The organism is Terrilactibacillus laevilacticus, assembly GCF_006517395.1.
Classification (GTDB): Bacteria; Bacillota; Bacilli; order Bacillales; family Sporolactobacillaceae; genus Terrilactibacillus; species Terrilactibacillus laevilacticus.
The window spans coordinates 1-17,345 of the sequence record NZ_VDCY01000014.1 but is presented as its reverse complement, the minus strand read 5'-3'; the positions used below and the strand labels follow the sequence as shown (position 1 = coordinate 17,345).

Below are 17,345 nucleotides of genomic sequence, written 5' to 3'. Positions count from 1 at the left end.
TTTATGAATACTTGTGATGGAGGGGTAGAATGAACCTAATTCTTATGGGACTACCCGGTGCCGGAAAAGGTACTCAGGCAGAACAAATTGTTGAAAACTATGGATTGCCTCATATCTCAACTGGTGATATGTTTAGACAGGCAATCAAAGATCAAACTAAACTTGGAAAAGAAGCAAAATCATATATGGATGCAGGTAATCTCGTTCCAGATGAAGTCACGATTGGTATCGTTCGTGAGCGTTTAGGAAAAGATGATTGCAGAAATGGTTTTCTGCTTGATGGTTTCCCAAGAACTGTTTTACAAGCTGAAGCATTGGAAACAATTATGTCCGAGAGCAATCGTCAAATTGATGCTGTACTCTATATCGATGTTGATCAAAGTAAATTAATGAAACGTTTAACAGGTCGTCGTGTGTGTCCTGAATGTGGGACGACATACCACATCGAGTTTAATCCTCCGAAAAAACCTGGCATTTGTGATAAAGACGGTGCTACACTCATGCAGCGACCGGATGATCATGAAGAAACGGTTCAACAGCGTTTACAGGTTAACACTAAGCAACAACAACCTTTACTTGACTTTTATAGCCAAAAAGGCTATTTAAAGACGCTTGATGGAAACCAAGATATTAAAGACGTATTTCACTCAGTTGCACATATTCTTGGAGAACTTAAGTGATCAAGCTGAAATCAACAAGTGATATTGAGAAAATTAGGGCTTCTGGTAGAATTGTTGCCTTATGCTTAAAGGAGCTTGAAAAAGCTATTTCTCCTGGTGTAAAGACAATTGAACTAGATTGCATAGCAGAAAAGTTCATTAAAGACCGGGATGCACATCCTTCTTTTAAAGGTTATGATGGCTTTCTCGGAAGTATTTGTACCTCCGTAAATGATGAACTTGCTCACGGCATTCCAGGTTCAAGGATTCTTCAAGAGGGTGACATCATCAGTATTGATGTAGGTGCATGTTACCAGGGTTTCCATGCCGATTCTGCTTGGACATTTGCAGTTGGCTCAATTTCTGACAAAAACCGTAAGCTTCTATCAGTAACTGAAAAGTCTTTATATCATGGTTTGGAACAAGCAAAGCCAGGTGTTGGACTATCCAACATATCCCACGCTATCCAAACATATGTTGAGTCCAATGGATTTTCCATTGTTCGTGAACTTGTTGGTCACGGGGTTGGTCGCGACTTACATGAAGAACCAGATGTACCTAACTTTGGACGTCCAGGACGTGGGCCACGTCTTTTGCCAGGTATGGTCCTTGCAGTCGAGCCTATGGTGAATGCAGGAAGCCGTTTTGTGAATATCATTGAAGCTGATGACTGGACAATTGTCACTGAAGACGGCAAAAACGCAGCTCATTATGAACATACCATTGTTATTACAGAAAACGGTTATGAAATCTTGACAAAGCCATAAGTGAAGGTGATGATTGATTGGTAAGTGTCTCAGATGAAAAACCTGTCCCGGGACAGATTGCAAAAATCTTAAAGGGTAGGGAAGCGGGCAGTTATTGTGTTATTGTTAACATTCTTAATGATCGTTTTGTCGAAGTTGCTGATGGAGACAAACGCAAATTTGATAAAGCCAAAAAAAAGAATATCAACCATCTTGACCTCGAGCCTTATGTTTCGAACGAAGTATATGAGAGTATTAAAGAAACAGGACGTGTCACGAATGGAAAGATACGTTTTGCTGTTGCACAATTTATGAATGAAAAAAGTCAGTGACTAGAGGAAGGGTGAGTCAGTCGATGGCTAAAGAAGATGTCATTGAAGTGGAAGGCACCGTGATAGAACCATTGCCAAATGCGATGTTTCGTGTCGAGTTAGAAAATGGTCATAAGATACTAGCTCACGTATCTGGTAAGATTCGTATGCACTACATTCGAATATTACCTGGTGATAAAGTTACGGTGGAACTATCACCATATGATTTATCACGTGGACGAATTACCTTCAGACATAAGTAATGAGAGTTCTACGTTATAAAGGAGGGTATCACAATGAAAGTAAGACCATCAGTCAAACCAATGTGTGAAAAATGTAAAGTGATTCGTCGCAAAGGTACCGTTATGGTAATTTGTGAAAATCCTAAGCATAAACAAAAACAAGGATAATAGGAGGTGTATTAACTTATGGCACGTATCGCAGGTGTCGATGTACCAAGAGAAAAACGTGTGGTTATCTCTTTAACATATATCTATGGTATTGGTAAAACAACAGCTCAAGAGATTCTTGCAAAAGCAGGTGTTTCTGAAGATACACGCGTTAGAGATCTTACTGAAGAAGAATTAACTCGCATTCGTGAAGTTATTGATAAATATAAAATTGAAGGTGACCTTCGTCGTGAAGTTTCCCTCAATGTTAAACGTCTAATCGAAATTGGTTCATACAGAGGAATCCGTCATCGTCGTGGTTTACCAGTTCGTGGTCAAAACACAAAAAACAATGCACGTACTCGTAAAGGACCAGCTCGTACAATCGCTGGCAAGAAAAAATAAGTAAAGGAGGGGCAAGTTCATGGCAAAACAACAACGTACGCGTAAACGTCGTATCAAAAAGAATGTTGAAAGTGGTATCGCCCACATTCGTTCAACTTTTAACAATACAATTGTAACTATTACGGATCCGCACGGTAATGCGATTTCTTGGGCAAGTGCAGGTGGCCTAGGATTTAAAGGTTCTCGTAAATCAACTCCATTTGCTGCGCAAACAGCTGCTGAAACAGCTGGTAAAACAGCTATGGAAAATGGTATGAAAACAATTGAAGTCTCCGTAAAAGGACCAGGCGCTGGTCGTGAAGCTGCAATTCGTGCGCTTCAGGCAGTTGGCCTTGAAGTGACAGCTATTCGCGATGTAACTCCAGTACCTCACAACGGATGTCGCCCACCTAAACGTCGTCGCGTCTAGTTTGAACGTATATCTTTAGAAAATATGTTAATAATGGATATTATTCGTAATATTGGACGAGACAGCTTTGAAATAAGCTAACACCGTATCCCCTAAATTTGGGAAACATACGGGGAATTTCGGTTAGACTCATCTAACCGAAGTTTCGACGTTTTTAAGGAGGGTTTTGTTGGATGATTGAAATCGAAAAGCCGAAAATCGAAACAGTCGAAATTGCAGATGATGCAACGTATGGCAAGTTTGTCGTTGAACCGCTTGAACGTGGGTATGGTACAACATTAGGAAATTCGCTGCGCCGAATTTTACTCTCTTCCCTCCCAGGTGCTGCAGTTACGACAGTACAATTCGACACTGTACTTCATGAGTTTTCAACAATTGAAGGTGTTGTAGAAGATGTAACAACTATCATTCTTAATCTCAAAAAGCTAGCTTTAAAGCTTTATGCAGAAGAGGATAAAACACTCGAAATTGATGTGCAGCGTGAAGGTAAAGTTACGGCTGCCGATATTATCCATGATAGTGATGTCGAAATTTTAAACCCTGAGCTAGAAATCGCAACTTTAGAGTCTGGTGCTCATTTTCACTTGAGAATGGTAGCAAAACGTGGCCGTGGTTATGTTCCTGCAGAAGGAAACAATACAGATGAATTACCAATTGGTGTTATTCCAATTGATTCGATCTATACGCCTGTGTCACGCGTTAACTATCAAGTTGAGAAAACACGTGTTGGTCAAGTTGCAAACTTCGATAAACTAACTTTAGATGTTTGGACAGACGGAAGCATTAGACCAGAAGAAGCTGTTTCACTTGGGGCTAAAATTTTGTCAGAACATCTTAATATCTTTGTGGGATTAACCGATCAAGCACAAAATGCAGAAATTATGATTGAAAAAGAAGAAGATCAAAAAGAAAAAGTGCTTGAGATGACTATTGAAGAGCTTGATTTATCTGTACGTTCATATAACTGTTTGAAACGTGCGGGCATTAATACTGTACAGGAATTGGCTCAAAAGTCTGAAGAAGATATGATGAAAGTCAGAAATCTTGGACGGAAATCTCTCGAAGAAGTTCAAGAGAAACTCGAAGAACTAGGCTTAGGTTTAAGAGAAGAAGTATAAGAGCGAACATTCTTTCTTTTTTGCGCAAAAAAGAAAATGAAATAACGATAAAGGAGGTATGTGGCTATGGCATACGCAAAATTAGGTCGTGATTCAAGTGCCCGTAAGGCCTTGTTCCGTGATCTTGCAACAGATCTAATCATCAATGAAAGAATTACAACAACGCATTCAAAAGCGAAAGAGCTTCGTTCTTTCGTTGAGAAACTTATTACTCTAGGTAAGCGTGGTGACGTTCACGCTAGACGTCAAGCAGCTAGTTTTGTACGTAATGAAGTTGCTGATGAAGAGTCAGGTCAAACGGCCGTTCAAAAATTATTTGATGACATTGCAAAACGCTATGAGGAACGCCAAGGTGGCTACACACGAGTTCTTAAATTAGGACCTCGTCGTGGTGATGGCGCTGAAATGGCAATCATCGAATTAGTTTAATTATTGACACGTTGCAGGAATGAGTTCTTAAGAACTTTATTCCTGTTTTTTTTTACACTTTAAGAAAGAAAAATTTAAGGTATAAAGTATAAGTGCGGGCTCAGGCCTTTGCCTGCACCTTATAGGCCCCGCAATTGGCAAGTTTTCTTTATCTTCCCTATACTCACCACTTCTAAAACTTTAATTCATTTTTACTCACTGAAATAGGCGGTAAGCTTAATTCATGTTAAAATGAAATTCAATGGGGTAGATTTTGGAGGATATAGCTGTGATACATAAGAAGAACCGAATTATAGACGTTTCAAATGTTTATTATCGATATGATAAAGAAACGAATTGGATATTAGAAGATATTAACTTATCAGTCTATCAAGGTGAGTGGCTTGCGATAACTGGTCACAATGGCTCAGGTAAATCAACGCTTGCTAAATGTTTAAAGGGTTTGATTATGCCTGAAAAAGGGACCATATCGGTTCATCATTGGGATACTACAGACAAAGAGAAACTCTGGGACATTCGTCGAACGGTCGGAATGGTTTTTCAAAATCCAGATAATCAATTTGTTGGGGCAACCGTCAAAGATGATGTGGCTTTCGGTATGGAAAATAGCGGTATTGAACGTAAAGAGATGATTAAACGGTTAGAATCATCTTTAAAACAAGTTCGAATGTTTGACTACATGGATAGAGAGCCCCATCAATTATCTGGTGGACAAAAACAGCGTGTGGCCATTGCAGGTATTATTGCCTTAGAGCCGTCCATTATTATTTTAGATGAAGCAACATCGATGCTCGATCCAGAAGGAAGACAATCCATTATGAAGCTTATGCGACATTTAAATCAAGAGAATAAGATAACCGTTATCTCTATTACACATGATCTAGAAGAGGTCATTCATGCAGATCGCATGATTATGATGAATGATGGAAAAGTGATCAAAGAAGGAAAGCCAAGGGATCTTTTTCAGTCAACCACTGATTTTGAAAAAATTGGTCTGGATTTACCTTTTACGATAAAATTAAGATGCTGTTTGAAGGAAAAGGGTTTAGAGATATCAGACAATGCTTTATTTGAAGAAGAGTTGGTGAACGAGCTATGGACATTATATTCAACCAATTAACCCACCTTTATCATCCAAAAACACCTTTTGAAAGAATCGCACTAAATACTATAAATCTCGAAATGGCATCTCAGTCATTTACCTCAATCGTTGGAGAAACTGGTTCTGGAAAGTCGACGTTAGTTCAACATATTAATGGTTTATTAAAACCTTCATCGGGTTCGATCCAAATAGGTTCATTATCCATTGAAGCTGGAAAAAAAGTCTCTAACTTAAAAGAATTACGTAAACAGGTCGGTATGGTTTTCCAATACCCAGAGCATCAGCTTTTTGAAGAGACTGTTTTGAAAGATATTTGCTTTGGTCCGATTAATTTTGGTGTACCGGAGGCAGAAGCCGAGAGAAGGGCTCAATGGGCCATTAAGCAGGTTGGATTAGATACCGACATTCTATCCCGTTCACCATTTGATCTAAGCGGAGGGCAGATGCGACGAGTGGCTATTGCAGGTGTTTTGGCTATTGACCCAAAAGTGGTGATATTAGATGAACCCACAGCCGGACTAGATCCCAAAGGAAGAAAAGACATTATGTCCCTATTCAAACAACTACATAAAGAAAGACAATGGACGACCATCATGGTTACTCATAGTATGGAAGATGCAGCTTATTATTCTGACCAAATCGTTGTCATGAATAAAGGAACGGTTGCCATGCATGATTCACCAGAGAATGTTTTTATACAGATAGATGAGTTGAAAAAGTTGGGACTCGATCTTCCTCAGACCATGCAATTTTTAAGACTTTTTTATGCTAAGCAGAAACTAAATGACATAAAACCCGTGTTCTCAATCGAAGAAACGGCTGATGAAATTATTCGAGCTCTAAGCGGTGAGAAAGGGGTGATAAGATGAATAATCTTATTATTGGGCAATATTTCCCGGGTGATTCTTACCTACATCGATTAGATCCACGTTCAAAGTTGATTAGCGTCTTTATTCTTGTTTGTATTATCTTTATAGCCAATTCATGGACAACTTATGGAATGTTATTTTTATTCACCTGCATCAGTGTCATGGCATCGAAATTGCCGCTTAGGTTTATTTATCGAGGACTTAAACCTATATTTTTTATTTTGTTATTTACATTCATTGTAAATGTTTTGAGTATGGATGGGGGAAAGCCATTAATCGATTATGGAGTCATTCATATCACGTCTGGTGGCTTAGTCTTTGCCATATTCATTACTTTACGTATTATGATCATTGTGATGATAACAACACTATTAACCTTAACGACACCCCCTATCTCGTTTGCTGATGGGATTGAAGTTTTATTTTCACCTTTGAAAAAAATAAAGGTTCCGGTACATGAATTTGCGCTAATGATGTCGATTTCCCTTCGTTTTATTCCGACCTTAATGGAGGAAACGGATAAAATCATGAAGGCTCAGGCTGCAAGGGGCTCTGACCTCTCGACAGGCCCGTTAAGGCAGCGTATAAAAGCCATTGTCCCACTGCTGGTACCTTTGTTCGTAAGCAGCTTCAAACGTGCAGATGACCTAGCTATGGCTATGGAATCAAGGGGATACAGGGGTGATGTTGGCCGGACAAGACTTAGAGAGCTTAAATGGTCGAGTTGCGATTCAATCGTTCTCGTTCTTGTTACGTTCCTTGTCATGGCCCTAATTTTGATGAGAATATGGGGTATATGATCTATGGTTAAGCTGAAATGTACTGTGACATATGATGGGACTAACTTTTCAGGTTATCAAATACAACCGAATAAAAGAACCGTACAAGGTACGATCGAAACGGTTCTTAAAAAAATACATAAAGGATTGGAAGTGAAAATTGTTGCTTCCGGTCGAACAGATGCTGGCGTCCATGCTCATGAACAAGTCTTCCATTTTGTGACTAAGCTCAATATTCCATCTGCAAACTGGAAAAAAGCGTTAAACAGTCTCTTGCCAGATGATATTTACATTAGAAAAGTTGAACAGGTTTCGGCGGATTTTCATGCCCGCTATGATGTGAAAAGGAAAGAGTATCGTTATAAGCTCTTGGTTGACAAGGAGCAAGATGTCTTTAGAAGACACTACACCTATCATGTTCCTATGCCACTCAATAAAGAGGCCATGGAAGAAGCGGCAAAGGTATTTATAGGTGAACATGATTTTACTTCTTTATGTGCGACAAATACATCAGTTGTCGATAAAGTGAGAACGATATACAAACTTTCAATCATTGAAGATTCGAATCATGAATGGGTGATTCAAGTGATTGGAAGTGGATTTCTTTACCAAATGGTTCGAATTATTGTGGGAACGCTACTTGACGTAGGAAAGGGTAAACTTACACCAAAAGATGTTACAGATATCATTGAAAAAAAAGATCGATCCTATGCGTCCCAAACAGCCCCCCCACAAGGCCTTACCATGTGGAAAGTGACGTATTAAACCTCTTAATCTCACTTGACTTTTTGTCTTAAATATTATAAGATATGTTTTGGCATTTCGAAATTCGACCACTATTAGCCCCGAAACGATATTGGTCTTAACTTATGAAATGAAAACTGACATTTGAAAATAGATAAATCTCAAGGAGGGAACCTCTCATGCGTACAACTTTTATGGCAAACGCTCAAAACGTAGAACGTAAATGGCTCGTTATTGATGCTGAAGGTCAAACATTAGGTCGTCTTGCAAGTGAAGTCGCATCAATCTTGCGCGGTAAACATAAACCAACATTTACTCCACACGTTGACACTGGTGATCACGTTATTCTTATTAATGCAGAGAAAATCCAACTTACTGGTAACAAGTTGGCTGATAAAAAATACTACAGACACACTGGACATCCAGGTGGATTGAAAGAACGTACAGCAGGCGAAATGCGTGAAACTCGTGCTCGTCAAATGCTCGAAATCACAATCAAAGGGATGCTTCCACACAATAGCCTAGGACGTCAAATGGCTAAAAAACTTCATGTTTATGAAGGCAATGAACATCCACATGCAGCACAAAAACCAGAAGCTTACGAGCTTCGCGGATAATATAAAAAGGAGGTAATACCATGGCACAAGTACAATACTACGGAACTGGTCGTCGTAAACACTCTGTTGCTCGCGTAAGACTCGTACCTGGAGACGGTAACATTGTTGTTAACGGTAAATCAATCGATGAATACTTTAACCTTGAAACATTAAGAATGATCATTAGACAACCTCTTGTTGAAACTGAAACTGAAGGCCGTTATGATGTTCTTATCAACGTACAAGGTGGCGGATTCACAGGACAAGCGGGAGCTGCTCGTCACGGCGTTGCACGTGCACTTCTTGAAGCTGATCCAGAATACCGTTCAACTCTTAAACGTGCTGGTTTCTTAACTCGTGACCCACGTATGAAAGAACGTAAAAAATACGGACTCAAAGGCGCTCGTCGCGCACCTCAGTTCTCAAAACGTTAAAATCTTGCGTTCAAGACTCTTTTCACTTATGTGGAGAGGGTCTTTTTTATTTTTGGCTCTGTTAAAGCCTGTTGTTGATATTTATAGGAACTTATGTTCTATAATGGGTTTAACTATATAAAAGTGGTGATGAACGTGAGAGCAACTGATATTCTTAAAGCCATTCAAAAACTAAATCCAGCAGAAAAGCACCGACTACGAGAGTATTTAATTGATACACTTACTGCATCTTCTTCGACAGGAACTGTTCTGCAAGAAATATCTGAACGCAAAAATAAGAGCGGTTATCATTGTCCTGACTGCGAATCAGAACATATCGTTCGGTATGGCACATACTCAACGATTGTGGATGGAGATGAAGTAGAAAAGCAACGTTATCGCTGTAAAGCGTGTAAAAAGACATTTACTGACCTAACAAATACTGCTCTATATCGAACACGACATCTCAATCAATGGATTAAATTCATCGAATGTATGATAGAGGGATATTCTCTGCGTAAATCTGCTGAATTAGTTGGTAATGTTACTCACGTTACATTGTTCTACTGGAGGCACAAACTCTTATCATCATTAAAACAAATGGAAATATCTAATTTTGAAGGTATTGTTGAAATGGACGAGACCTATTTTCTATACTCAGAAAAAGGACAAAGAAAGATAAAAGACAGAAAACCCCGCAAACGTGGAGGTTCCGCTAAGAAACGGGGCATAAGCAACGAACAAGTTTGTGTCTTAGTCGCAAGAGACCGTGAAAAGATGACTTTTTCGCAGACATTGGGAATGGGTCGATTAACAAAAGAGCAGTTAGACAAGGCTATCGGACATAAACTTTCAAATGAAAATGTTTTATGCACCGATTCTTGGCGTGCTTTTAAAACATATGCTGCTGAAAAAGGGATGGATATTTATCAGTTCAAGTCTGATGGTAAGGTTCGCACAAAGGGGCTATATCATATCCAGAACGTTAACAATTATCACCGAAGGCTTAAAGGATGGATACAACGTTTTAATGGAGTTGCAACTAAATATCTAAATAATTACCTTGTTTGGTTTCAGGTGTTAGAATCCATTCAACATCAAAGGAATCCTATTACTATTAGTGACTTGATGATTAAGGGGAATTTAATACAAAATATGGAAACATATGATACACTTAGGTTATCTAAATTCACGATATAAACATTCCTGCTTGTTCAACTAAAGAGCAGTAATGTGGAATAAGAAAGATTTATTATTAGGGGGGGATTGTATGGCTTATAATTTTAGTGTTTTGACACAAGAACAAGCAGAAGATATTGCATTTAATTGGCATTATGATGGTGAATATTCTTTTTATGATATGGAAGCTGATAAAGAGGATTTAGACGAATTTTTAAATCCAGAAGAACGAGGAAATTCTACATTTGCTGTAACAAAAGAAAATGAATTGGTTGCTTTTTTTAGTATTAGTAGGGTTGCTGACGGAACTTTTGATATTGGTTTAGGAATGAGACCAGATTTAACTGGAAAAGGTAATGGATTAGAATTTTTAAGGGCAGGTATTAACTTTATTCAAACAGAATATAAACCTGAAAAAGTCACATTATCAGTAGCAACTTTTAATCAAAGAGCTATAAAATTATACAGAAAAGTTGGATTTAAAGATGTAGGACATTTTTTACAAGATACAAATGGTAGCACATTTGAGTTTCTAAAGATGGAATTTAAATGTTGATAACTCTCTTGAATTAACGAGATGCGTTAGTTTAACAAGCAAATATTATAAAAGCAGAACTTCCATAAATTAGGAAGTTTTACTTTTATAAGATATCAACATTAAACTTTAACAGAGCCTTATTTTTAAAAATTTTTATTTTAATAGAGAGTGATTAATAAAGTTTTAGTTATATCATATCTTGAGAAATTTTTGGCAAGAATGAATCTATAAAATTGAATGTTACTTGTTTAATAAGGGAATAGGGAGGAAATAGTCATTAATAAGAAAGAAAGGAATAATCAATGAATAGTAAAATTAAACCTTCAAAACACCATGTAAATACTGAAAAACATTCAGCCTTTTCAAGTCGCAATCTATGGTCAGGTTTTCTTTTTGGGATAGGTCTAGTGACCTTTATGGATGAGGCCATATTTCATCAACTTTTGCACTGGCATCATTTTTATGATAAATCGTCGACCAGCATTGGGCTTATCTCAGATGGACTTTTTCATGCTTTTAGCTGGTTTGCTACCATAGCAAGCCTATTTTTATTGGCCGATCTGCGCAGGCGAAACGGATGGCATCGGATGAGATGGTGGGGAGGAGTTTTATTAGGGGCAGGCGGATTCCAGTTTTATGATGGAACAATCCAGCATAAACTGATGCGTATCCATCAAATACGATATGTAGAAAATGTGTTTGTTTATGATTTAGTATGGAACATCATCGCTGTTTTCATGCTTTTAATCGGATTTAGTTTAATATTTTTTACAACGAGCCATAAAAAACGGGGAATGATGAGTTCACATGAATAACATGAATGATAGCTATCACATTAATGGTGAATCGGAATTTTTTTATATGCTTGGTTTAGGTCCCCAATTGCTTTTATCGCTGCCATTTGTGATCGTTTTTGTTTGGTATATCTTTGCTGTCATTATGTCTAACCGCCGCTACAAACCATGGCCGAAACGCCGTATCGTCTTTTTGACTTTTGGTGTTCTGTTTGCAACAGTCTCTGTAGCCGGCCCTCTCGCCAGCCATGCCCATATGAATTTTAAAGCTCACATGTTCGGTCATTTATTATTAGGCATGCTAGCGCCTTTACTTATGGCCTTATCTAGACCGATGACGCTATTACTGCGCATGATAAGCATTTCATCAGCACGACGTCTTACGTCTCTTTTAAGGAAATGGCCTTCAAAAATATTGACCCATCCTATAACAACCGTCATCCTCAATATAGGAGGTCTATGGCTTTTATACAGTACCAAACTGTTCACGTTGATGCACCATCATGTTTTATTATACCTTTTGATTCATATTCATGTTTTTCTGGCTGGCTATCTTTTTACTATATCTATCTTGTATATTGATCCTATTCCCCACCACATTTCATTTCTATATCGCGGAATTATATTGATTATGGCTTTAGCTGGTCATGCTATTTTAGCAAAGTATATTTTTGTACATCCACCGGTTGGTGTCACACAAAGTCAAGCAGAATTTGGAAGTTTGCTCATGTACTATGGCGGAGATGTCATTGACATGGCTATCATTTTTATTTTTTGCTTACAATGGTTTAAATCAACTCAACCTCGAATAAAAGTAGAAAAAGTTCTCCAAACAACGTTTTCTAAACATTAAAAAAGCACTTCCTAACATAAGCAATTCATGAAGATTCATGATCATTCCTTTCAATGAGGTTTGAAGAACAAAATTATTTTACAAATTCCCAAGGACGCAAAAACAAAGCATGGCAAAAAGTGTTAGTTTGGATTGCCTTTACTTGTTAGATGATATAAGTAAAGGAGGGAGTTATTTTGGGAGAAGTCATGGATTTTTATGATAAATACAGACATAAACAAATTGATTTTGAAAGACAAAATCTGCAAGATGTTTCGTTAATAAAAATACAGGAATCTATAAAAAATACCTTTGATGGATTTTTAGAACCTCTTTCATCATATATGCAAACTGTGGTTGACATGTGTATAGACTATGCCGTTGAATCCTTTTTACTTGGTGCATCATATTCAAGATTAGGCTATTACGGCGTAGAAATGATGAACGCTTTTCAGCGAAGTCGTGAACCGTTTAAAATGCTCGTGGATGACCTCTATGACTTTTGGATTTTTTGGTATTATATTGATAATATAAAAAATGAAGCTATCCATAAAGCGTGTGAATCGTTTCTATATTATTGGTGGAAAGAAGGATTCGAAACAGCGTTAAAACGCTATCGAATGCGTCTTCATTAAAATTACATTTACCGTGATAAATTTTCCCCTTGTCCCATATAATGTACAAGGTTATATTATGCCACCTGGCAGGGGGAGAACAATGAAAATAAGCAAACTACAAGTTGGATTACTTATATGTGTTGCCGCTCTTATCTTTGGCCTTATCAATTATAAACTGATTAGCCGAAATTCCGGAAAGCATTGGAATTTACCTTTATCAGGTCGTGTTATTGTTCTTGATGCAGGTCACGGGGGACCAGACGGGGGAGCTACCGGTGGGGGTATCCTTGAGAAAAACGTGACGCTAAGTATAGCGGAGCATTTAAAGGATTATTTGCAGCAATCCGGTGCCGTCGTTATCATGACGCGTGAAGAAGATAAAGACCTAGCTGACGAAGATCCTACTGGTAGTAGGAAGACACAGGATTTAATGCGCCGAGTGACCTTAATTGAAAAGTCAGACCCTGATTGTGTTGTTAGTATCCATCTAAATGCCATTCCTTCTGAAAGATGGCGGGGAGCTCAAACTTTTTATTTTCCGAAGTCAAAAGAAAACGAATCTCTAGCCAAGTTCATTCAAGATTCCATTAAAGTTCAGTTAGAAAATACTGATCGTTATGCTAAACCGATTAACCATGTTTATATATTAAAGAAAATTAAGCCACCTGCTGCACTTGTGGAAGTGGGTTTTATATCTAATCCTGAAGAACGCGCTCTTCTTTCAACAACTAATTATCAAAAGAAGGTAGCTGTTTCCATTTATGAAGGGATGATGCGCTATTTTACTTATGAAAAAACACCAAAACCGTAATGACTTTCCTAATTTGGTTAGGAAAGTTTTTTATTACACTTTAAGAAAGCATATAGAGGGAGTATAAAATTTTAAGGTATAAAGTAGGCCTCTGTCTGCGCCTTTTAGGACCCGTAATCGGCAAATTTTCTTTATTCAAAAGTTGTTTTAAATGGAATTTATAATGGAGTTTGTTATACTAAATGGTAATCATTATGGACGTATGAATTTTTAAAAGGTGGGAAAGAGATGCTCTCAAAAGAACAGGTTGTGACAATACTTCAAACAATTAAAGATCCACATTTACATAAAAATTTAGTCGAGACAGGTGCTTTGCGGCAATTAAGTATCAAAGAGCATCTAGTTAGCTTGAAGATTGCATTGGCTAAAATAAAAACCGAAGAACAAATGAAAGTGCAGCAGGCTATTGTTCAAAAGTTAAAAGAGCAGGGTGCTGAATCTGTAGGTCTTCGTTTTGAACAATTAAGTGAAGAGGAAATTGAAAAATTAGGGGGATTGCCAGAAGACGATGTTTCGCCCTTGCTATCAAAACAAAGTAAAACAGTCTTCATAGGTATCGCCAGCGGTAAGGGTGGCGTTGGAAAATCCACCGTATCGGTTAATCTTGCTGTTGCACTAGGAAGACTTGGACATAAGGTTGGTATTCTTGATGCTGATATTTATGGTTTCAGTGTCCCTGATATGATGGGAATCGAAGAAAGACCAACAACCGCCGATAATCATATTATTCCAGTAGAACGATTTGGTGTTAAAGTCATGTCTATGGGATTTTTTGTGGAAGACAATTCTCCGGTCATTTGGCGTGGTCCGAGGCTGGGGAAAATGTTTAATAACTTTTTTAGCGAAGTGAATTGGGGAGAACTTGATTTTCTAATTATCGATTTGCCGCCTGGTACAGGAGACGTTGCCCTTAGCTCACATATATTACTACCAGATATGAAAGAAATTATCGTTACCACGCCACATCCAACTGCAGCATTTGTGGCTGCGCGCGCGGGAGAAATGGCTCATAAAACGAATCACGAAATCATCGGCGTTATAGAAAATATGGCGTACTATCAAAGTAAAAAAACGGGTGAAATTGAATTTGTGTTCGGTCGTGGCGGGGGAGAGAAATTAAGCAACGTCCTTAATACAGAACTTTTAGGACATATTCCACTCCAACAGCCAGATGAAAATAGTACTGTTTTTGCTCCAAGTGTCTATTTTAACGATCATCCAATCGGGAGAATATACGATGAGATTGCAGAGAAAGTTGTTCAACATATAAAAAAATAAGGGTTAGTCTATTAAAAAACGTTTGCAAATCTGCAAACGTTTTTTATTGCACTTTTAAGAAGGCGTAAAAATTCAACGTATAAACTAGGCCTCTGTCTGCGTCTTATAGGCTCCGCAATCGGCAAGTTTTCTTTAAAAGAGAAAGGGATAAATTGCTTATCATGAATTAAGTCCTCTAAAGTATATTTCTTGATTTGCGTTACATATTAAGAATAAGAAAGGAGCGATTATGGTGTATAAGAAATTAGTATGTTTTGTCTGTTGCGGGTTCGCTATACTAAATTTAAGCAGCTGTGCAGCCCAACCTAAATCTGATAATACAAATTATCCGGAAACAAAACGAATGGTCATAGATATGCTTAAAACCGATGAAGGTAAAGAAACGATAAAAGAAATACTTAAAGATAATGAAGTGAAAAAAGAACTTGTTTTAGATCATGCCTATGTAAAAGATACGATTATTCAACAACTACGAACAAAACAAGGTCAACAATATTGGTCAAGTCTTATTTCCGATCCCGAATTTGCTGGGAAACTGGCAAAGACCATGCAAAGTGAGAATAAAGATTTATTAAAGAAATTAATGAAAGATCCAAGTTATCAAAGTATGATGATGGATGTTTTAAAAGCTCCAAATATGCAAAATGAATACTTAGATCTTATGAAAACGAAGAAATTTCGGACACAAACACAAAAAGTCGTTGCTGAAACATTGGCAAGCCCACTTTTTGCAACACAGCTATCAGGAGCTATCGAAAAAGCCGTAAAAACGCAAATGAAAGCACAACAGGCAAAAAGTCAATAATGATATGGGGCTGCGGGAAAATTAATCTTCAGTACTCTTTTCACTAATTTAATGATTTTGTTTTTACTTTTGTGTCTGATATTAAGTCAGATAGTGTTGTGAAAGAAAGACCCTTCTTCTGAATATTATCAATGATGTAGGGAAGAGCCCGATAGGTTTGTTTAGCTGAATCCGAAGCATGAAGGCGAATGATATCTCCTTTTTCTGTATGATTGATCGTATAGGCTGCTATCTTTTGATAACCTGGATTTGTATCGTCATGCGGATTGACGCTCCACAAGATGACTTGTTGATCAAGTGTAGAGGCTATTTTCAGTACGTTACGATCAATTTTTCCATAAGGTGGTCGCATTAATTTAGTGCGCTGATTGCTGACTTTATAGATGGATGATTCTGCTAATGTAAGATCTTTTCTTATTTCACCGTCTTCTAATTTGGTATATGCTGTGTGATTCATGCCATGTGATCCAATTTCATGTCCGTCTTTTTTTATTGACTCGATAATTTTAGGATGGCGTTCAGCCCACTCTCCTGAAACAAAAAATGTCGCTTTGACATTTTTTTGTTTAAGTGTTTCCAATATCGGCTTTATTTGTTCATCCCCCCAGCTAATATCGAAAGTTAAAGCAACATGAGGCTGATTAGTATTAACACTAGTTAACGCTTTAGGACCTTCAGTTGTTGAAAACACACTCATTTCTTGGTTCTGTATGAAAGCAACTAGTGCTGCAAAGAACGCTGCAATTAGAATGAATAGGGTATTCCTTAATTTTGTTCCATTAATAACCCAAATAAATCTCATGTATTAACACCTCATCTATTTACGTTTGTACAATTTTATGGCCGAGCTTTTTGATTTATGTCCTTGATTGATATTTTGTTTTAATATTGTTTGTAATTAAGTAGTGATTAAGTAGACATTAATAGATTTTTACAGTATATAATAAAGTATGTATTGACAGTTCAAGTAAAAAAGTATATATTATTATAGCTGTCGTTAAGAACAGCGCAAAAAAGATTGACAATCAACTGGTTTTTTGATAAACTGTCAAAGCAGTATTTGTTGAGTTAAACACTCAATATAAAAAAGTTGTTGACACCGCTGATTGAAAGTGATATAATATGAAAGTCGCTTAAGTGAGTGGCGAACAATTAAACGATTGTTCTTTGAAAACTAAACAAAAGCCAAGCGTAATATCAAACGGGTAACACCGATTGATTTCTTTGAAAAAAGAGCGATGGATCAAATGAAACGATTTAATGATTTGTTCATTATAAATGAACTATAACAGGTTATGGATTGTCGGTTAAGAACGTCACGTCCTGTGATGGCGCCGACATTGTAATGAACTTCGACTAAGAACGCAACGTCCTGTTGCAACATCGAAGCTCGTACCTGTTAAAGGAAGTCGGTTAAAGACGTCACGTGCTGTGACAACACCGACATTTGCACATCCTGTGCATCATCGGAGAGTTTGATCCTGGCTCAGGACGAACGCTGGCGGCGTGCCTAATACATGCA

24 protein-coding genes are annotated in these 17,345 nt (G+C 37.6%); 23 read left to right on the top strand and 1 reads right to left on the bottom strand.

Annotated elements, in window-relative coordinates; all coding sequences use genetic code 11:
- The first annotated feature begins 29 nt into the window (after positions 1-29).
- From FG390_RS12945 to gerD, 23 genes are all read left to right on the top strand, one after another.
- Positions 30-680, top strand: coding sequence for an adenylate kinase (locus FG390_RS12945; RefSeq protein ID WP_141191459.1), 651 nt, complete (start codon positions 30-32; stop codon positions 678-680).
- Positions 677-1,426, top strand: a complete 750-nt coding sequence (gene map / locus FG390_RS12940; RefSeq protein ID WP_141191458.1) for a type I methionyl aminopeptidase — start codon at positions 677-679, stop codon at positions 1,424-1,426. Before FG390_RS12945 ends, map begins: the two co-directional genes overlap by 4 nt.
- A 17-nt stretch (positions 1,427-1,443) precedes the next feature.
- The gene (locus FG390_RS12935; protein ID WP_141191457.1) at positions 1,444-1,737 is read left to right on the top strand and encodes a KOW domain-containing RNA-binding protein; all 294 of its coding nucleotides are present in this window, start codon (positions 1,444-1,446) and stop codon (positions 1,735-1,737) included.
- A 23-nt stretch (positions 1,738-1,760) separates the two neighbouring features.
- Positions 1,761-1,979 carry a translation initiation factor IF-1 gene (infA, locus tag FG390_RS12930; protein WP_132747132.1) on the top strand — a complete coding sequence of 73 codons (219 nt, stop codon included), beginning with the start codon at positions 1,761-1,763 and terminating at the stop codon, positions 1,977-1,979.
- Positions 1,980-2,012: 33 nt separating this feature from the next.
- The gene (gene rpmJ, locus FG390_RS12925) at positions 2,013-2,126 is read left to right on the top strand and encodes a 50S ribosomal protein L36 (RefSeq protein WP_026688601.1); all 114 of its coding nucleotides are present in this window, start codon (positions 2,013-2,015) and stop codon (positions 2,124-2,126) included.
- Positions 2,127-2,144: 18 nt separating this feature from the next.
- Positions 2,145-2,510, top strand: coding sequence for a 30S ribosomal protein S13 (gene rpsM, locus FG390_RS12920; RefSeq protein ID WP_141191456.1), 366 nt, complete (start codon positions 2,145-2,147; stop codon positions 2,508-2,510).
- Positions 2,511-2,529: 19 nt separating this feature from the next.
- Positions 2,530-2,919 (top strand): 30S ribosomal protein S11, encoded by a 390-nt coding sequence (gene rpsK / locus FG390_RS12915; protein WP_141191455.1) that lies wholly within the window; start codon positions 2,530-2,532, stop codon positions 2,917-2,919.
- A 173-nt stretch (positions 2,920-3,092) separates the two neighbouring features.
- Positions 3,093-4,037, top strand: coding sequence for a DNA-directed RNA polymerase subunit alpha (locus FG390_RS12910; RefSeq protein ID WP_141191454.1), 945 nt, complete (start codon positions 3,093-3,095; stop codon positions 4,035-4,037).
- Positions 4,038-4,103: 66 nt separating this feature from the next.
- A complete protein-coding gene (gene rplQ / locus FG390_RS12905) occupies positions 4,104-4,466 on the top strand; it encodes a 50S ribosomal protein L17 (protein ID WP_141191453.1) in 363 nt (120 codons plus the stop codon).
- Positions 4,467-4,734: 268 nt separating this feature from the next.
- The gene (locus tag FG390_RS12900) at positions 4,735-5,586 is read left to right on the top strand and encodes an energy-coupling factor ABC transporter ATP-binding protein (RefSeq protein WP_246092830.1); all 852 of its coding nucleotides are present in this window, start codon (positions 4,735-4,737) and stop codon (positions 5,584-5,586) included.
- Positions 5,562-6,437, top strand: coding sequence for an energy-coupling factor ABC transporter ATP-binding protein (locus FG390_RS12895; protein WP_141191452.1), 876 nt, complete (start codon positions 5,562-5,564; stop codon positions 6,435-6,437). The genes FG390_RS12900 and FG390_RS12895 overlap by 25 nt, the downstream gene beginning before the upstream one ends.
- Positions 6,434-7,237: an energy-coupling factor transporter transmembrane component T family protein gene (locus FG390_RS12890; RefSeq protein WP_141191451.1), complete on the top strand. Its 804-nt coding sequence runs from the start codon at positions 6,434-6,436 to the stop codon at positions 7,235-7,237. The genes FG390_RS12895 and FG390_RS12890 overlap by 4 nt, the downstream gene beginning before the upstream one ends.
- Before the next feature lie 3 nt (positions 7,238-7,240).
- Positions 7,241-7,981: a tRNA pseudouridine(38-40) synthase TruA gene (truA, locus tag FG390_RS12885; RefSeq protein WP_141191450.1), complete on the top strand. Its 741-nt coding sequence runs from the start codon at positions 7,241-7,243 to the stop codon at positions 7,979-7,981.
- Positions 7,982-8,139: 158 nt separating this feature from the next.
- Positions 8,140-8,577 carry a 50S ribosomal protein L13 gene (gene rplM / locus FG390_RS12880; protein ID WP_141191449.1) on the top strand — a complete coding sequence of 146 codons (438 nt, stop codon included), beginning with the start codon at positions 8,140-8,142 and terminating at the stop codon, positions 8,575-8,577.
- A 20-nt stretch (positions 8,578-8,597) separates the two neighbouring features.
- On the top strand, positions 8,598-8,990 hold the full coding sequence (rpsI, locus tag FG390_RS12875; protein WP_141191448.1) for a 30S ribosomal protein S9: 393 nt from the start codon (positions 8,598-8,600) through the stop codon (positions 8,988-8,990).
- Between the two features lie 129 nt (positions 8,991-9,119).
- Entirely contained in the window at positions 9,120-10,169 is a 1,050-nt protein-coding gene (locus FG390_RS12870) for an IS1595 family transposase (protein WP_141191447.1), read from the top strand.
- A gap of 70 nt (positions 10,170-10,239) precedes the next feature.
- Positions 10,240-10,704 (top strand): GNAT family N-acetyltransferase, encoded by a 465-nt coding sequence (locus FG390_RS12865; protein WP_141191446.1) that lies wholly within the window; start codon positions 10,240-10,242, stop codon positions 10,702-10,704.
- Positions 10,705-10,988: 284 nt separating this feature from the next.
- The gene (locus FG390_RS12860) at positions 10,989-11,501 is read left to right on the top strand and encodes a DUF2243 domain-containing protein (protein WP_141191445.1); all 513 of its coding nucleotides are present in this window, start codon (positions 10,989-10,991) and stop codon (positions 11,499-11,501) included.
- Complete coding sequence (locus FG390_RS12855; protein WP_141191444.1) at positions 11,494-12,333, top strand: cytochrome c oxidase assembly protein; 840 nt, start codon at positions 11,494-11,496, stop codon at positions 12,331-12,333. Before FG390_RS12860 ends, FG390_RS12855 begins: the two co-directional genes overlap by 8 nt.
- Before the next feature lie 176 nt (positions 12,334-12,509).
- Entirely contained in the window at positions 12,510-12,947 is a 438-nt protein-coding gene (locus FG390_RS12850) for a DUF2521 family protein (RefSeq protein ID WP_141191443.1), read from the top strand.
- Positions 12,948-13,029: 82 nt separating this feature from the next.
- Positions 13,030-13,740: an N-acetylmuramoyl-L-alanine amidase CwlD gene (gene cwlD, locus FG390_RS12845; RefSeq protein ID WP_141191442.1), complete on the top strand. Its 711-nt coding sequence runs from the start codon at positions 13,030-13,032 to the stop codon at positions 13,738-13,740.
- A gap of 228 nt (positions 13,741-13,968) precedes the next feature.
- Positions 13,969-15,018, top strand: a complete 1,050-nt coding sequence (gene salA / locus FG390_RS12840) for an iron-sulfur carrier protein/transcriptional regulator SalA (protein ID WP_141191441.1) — start codon at positions 13,969-13,971, stop codon at positions 15,016-15,018.
- 229 nt (positions 15,019-15,247) lie between these two features.
- Positions 15,248-15,823, top strand: a complete 576-nt coding sequence (gene gerD, locus FG390_RS12835) for a spore germination lipoprotein GerD (protein WP_141191440.1) — start codon at positions 15,248-15,250, stop codon at positions 15,821-15,823.
- A gap of 43 nt (positions 15,824-15,866) precedes the next feature.
- Here gerD and FG390_RS12830 read toward each other — a convergent pair whose 3' ends face one another.
- Positions 15,867-16,625 (bottom strand): polysaccharide deacetylase family protein, encoded by a 759-nt coding sequence (locus tag FG390_RS12830; protein WP_141191439.1) that lies wholly within the window; start codon positions 16,623-16,625, stop codon positions 15,867-15,869.
- Positions 16,626-17,345 lie beyond the last annotated feature (720 nt).

Bases quoted from the DNA above. Each gene is read 5' to 3' on its own strand.
- rplM (WP_141191449.1), top strand. From the start codon at position 8,140: ATGCGTACAACTTTTATGGCAAACGCTCAAAACGTAGAACGTAAATGG.
- rpsM (WP_141191456.1), top strand. From the start codon at position 2,145: ATGGCACGTATCGCAGGTGTCGATGTACCAAGAGAAAAACGTGTGGTT.
- FG390_RS12895 (WP_141191452.1), top strand. From the start codon at position 5,562: ATGGACATTATATTCAACCAATTAACCCACCTTTATCATCCAAAAACA.
- rpsK (WP_141191455.1), top strand. From the start codon at position 2,530: ATGGCAAAACAACAACGTACGCGTAAACGTCGTATCAAAAAGAATGTT.
- rpsI (WP_141191448.1), top strand. From the start codon at position 8,598: ATGGCACAAGTACAATACTACGGAACTGGTCGTCGTAAACACTCTGTT.
- FG390_RS12910 (WP_141191454.1), top strand. From the start codon at position 3,093: ATGATTGAAATCGAAAAGCCGAAAATCGAAACAGTCGAAATTGCAGAT.
- FG390_RS12860 (WP_141191445.1), top strand. From the start codon at position 10,989: ATGAATAGTAAAATTAAACCTTCAAAACACCATGTAAATACTGAAAAA.
- salA (WP_141191441.1), top strand. From the start codon at position 13,969: ATGCTCTCAAAAGAACAGGTTGTGACAATACTTCAAACAATTAAAGAT.
- FG390_RS12830 (WP_141191439.1), bottom strand. From the start codon at position 16,625: ATGAGATTTATTTGGGTTATTAATGGAACAAAATTAAGGAATACCCTA.
- infA (WP_132747132.1), top strand. From the start codon at position 1,761: ATGGCTAAAGAAGATGTCATTGAAGTGGAAGGCACCGTGATAGAACCA.
- FG390_RS12855 (WP_141191444.1), top strand. From the start codon at position 11,494: ATGAATAACATGAATGATAGCTATCACATTAATGGTGAATCGGAATTT.
- FG390_RS12890 (WP_141191451.1), top strand. From the start codon at position 6,434: ATGAATAATCTTATTATTGGGCAATATTTCCCGGGTGATTCTTACCTA.
- cwlD (WP_141191442.1), top strand. From the start codon at position 13,030: ATGAAAATAAGCAAACTACAAGTTGGATTACTTATATGTGTTGCCGCT.
- gerD (WP_141191440.1), top strand. From the start codon at position 15,248: ATGGTGTATAAGAAATTAGTATGTTTTGTCTGTTGCGGGTTCGCTATA.
- FG390_RS12865 (WP_141191446.1), top strand. From the start codon at position 10,240: ATGGCTTATAATTTTAGTGTTTTGACACAAGAACAAGCAGAAGATATT.
- rplQ (WP_141191453.1), top strand. From the start codon at position 4,104: ATGGCATACGCAAAATTAGGTCGTGATTCAAGTGCCCGTAAGGCCTTG.
- FG390_RS12945 (WP_141191459.1), top strand. From the start codon at position 30: ATGAACCTAATTCTTATGGGACTACCCGGTGCCGGAAAAGGTACTCAG.
- rpmJ (WP_026688601.1), top strand. From the start codon at position 2,013: ATGAAAGTAAGACCATCAGTCAAACCAATGTGTGAAAAATGTAAAGTG.
- FG390_RS12870 (WP_141191447.1), top strand. From the start codon at position 9,120: ATGAACGTGAGAGCAACTGATATTCTTAAAGCCATTCAAAAACTAAAT.
- truA (WP_141191450.1), top strand. From the start codon at position 7,241: ATGGTTAAGCTGAAATGTACTGTGACATATGATGGGACTAACTTTTCA.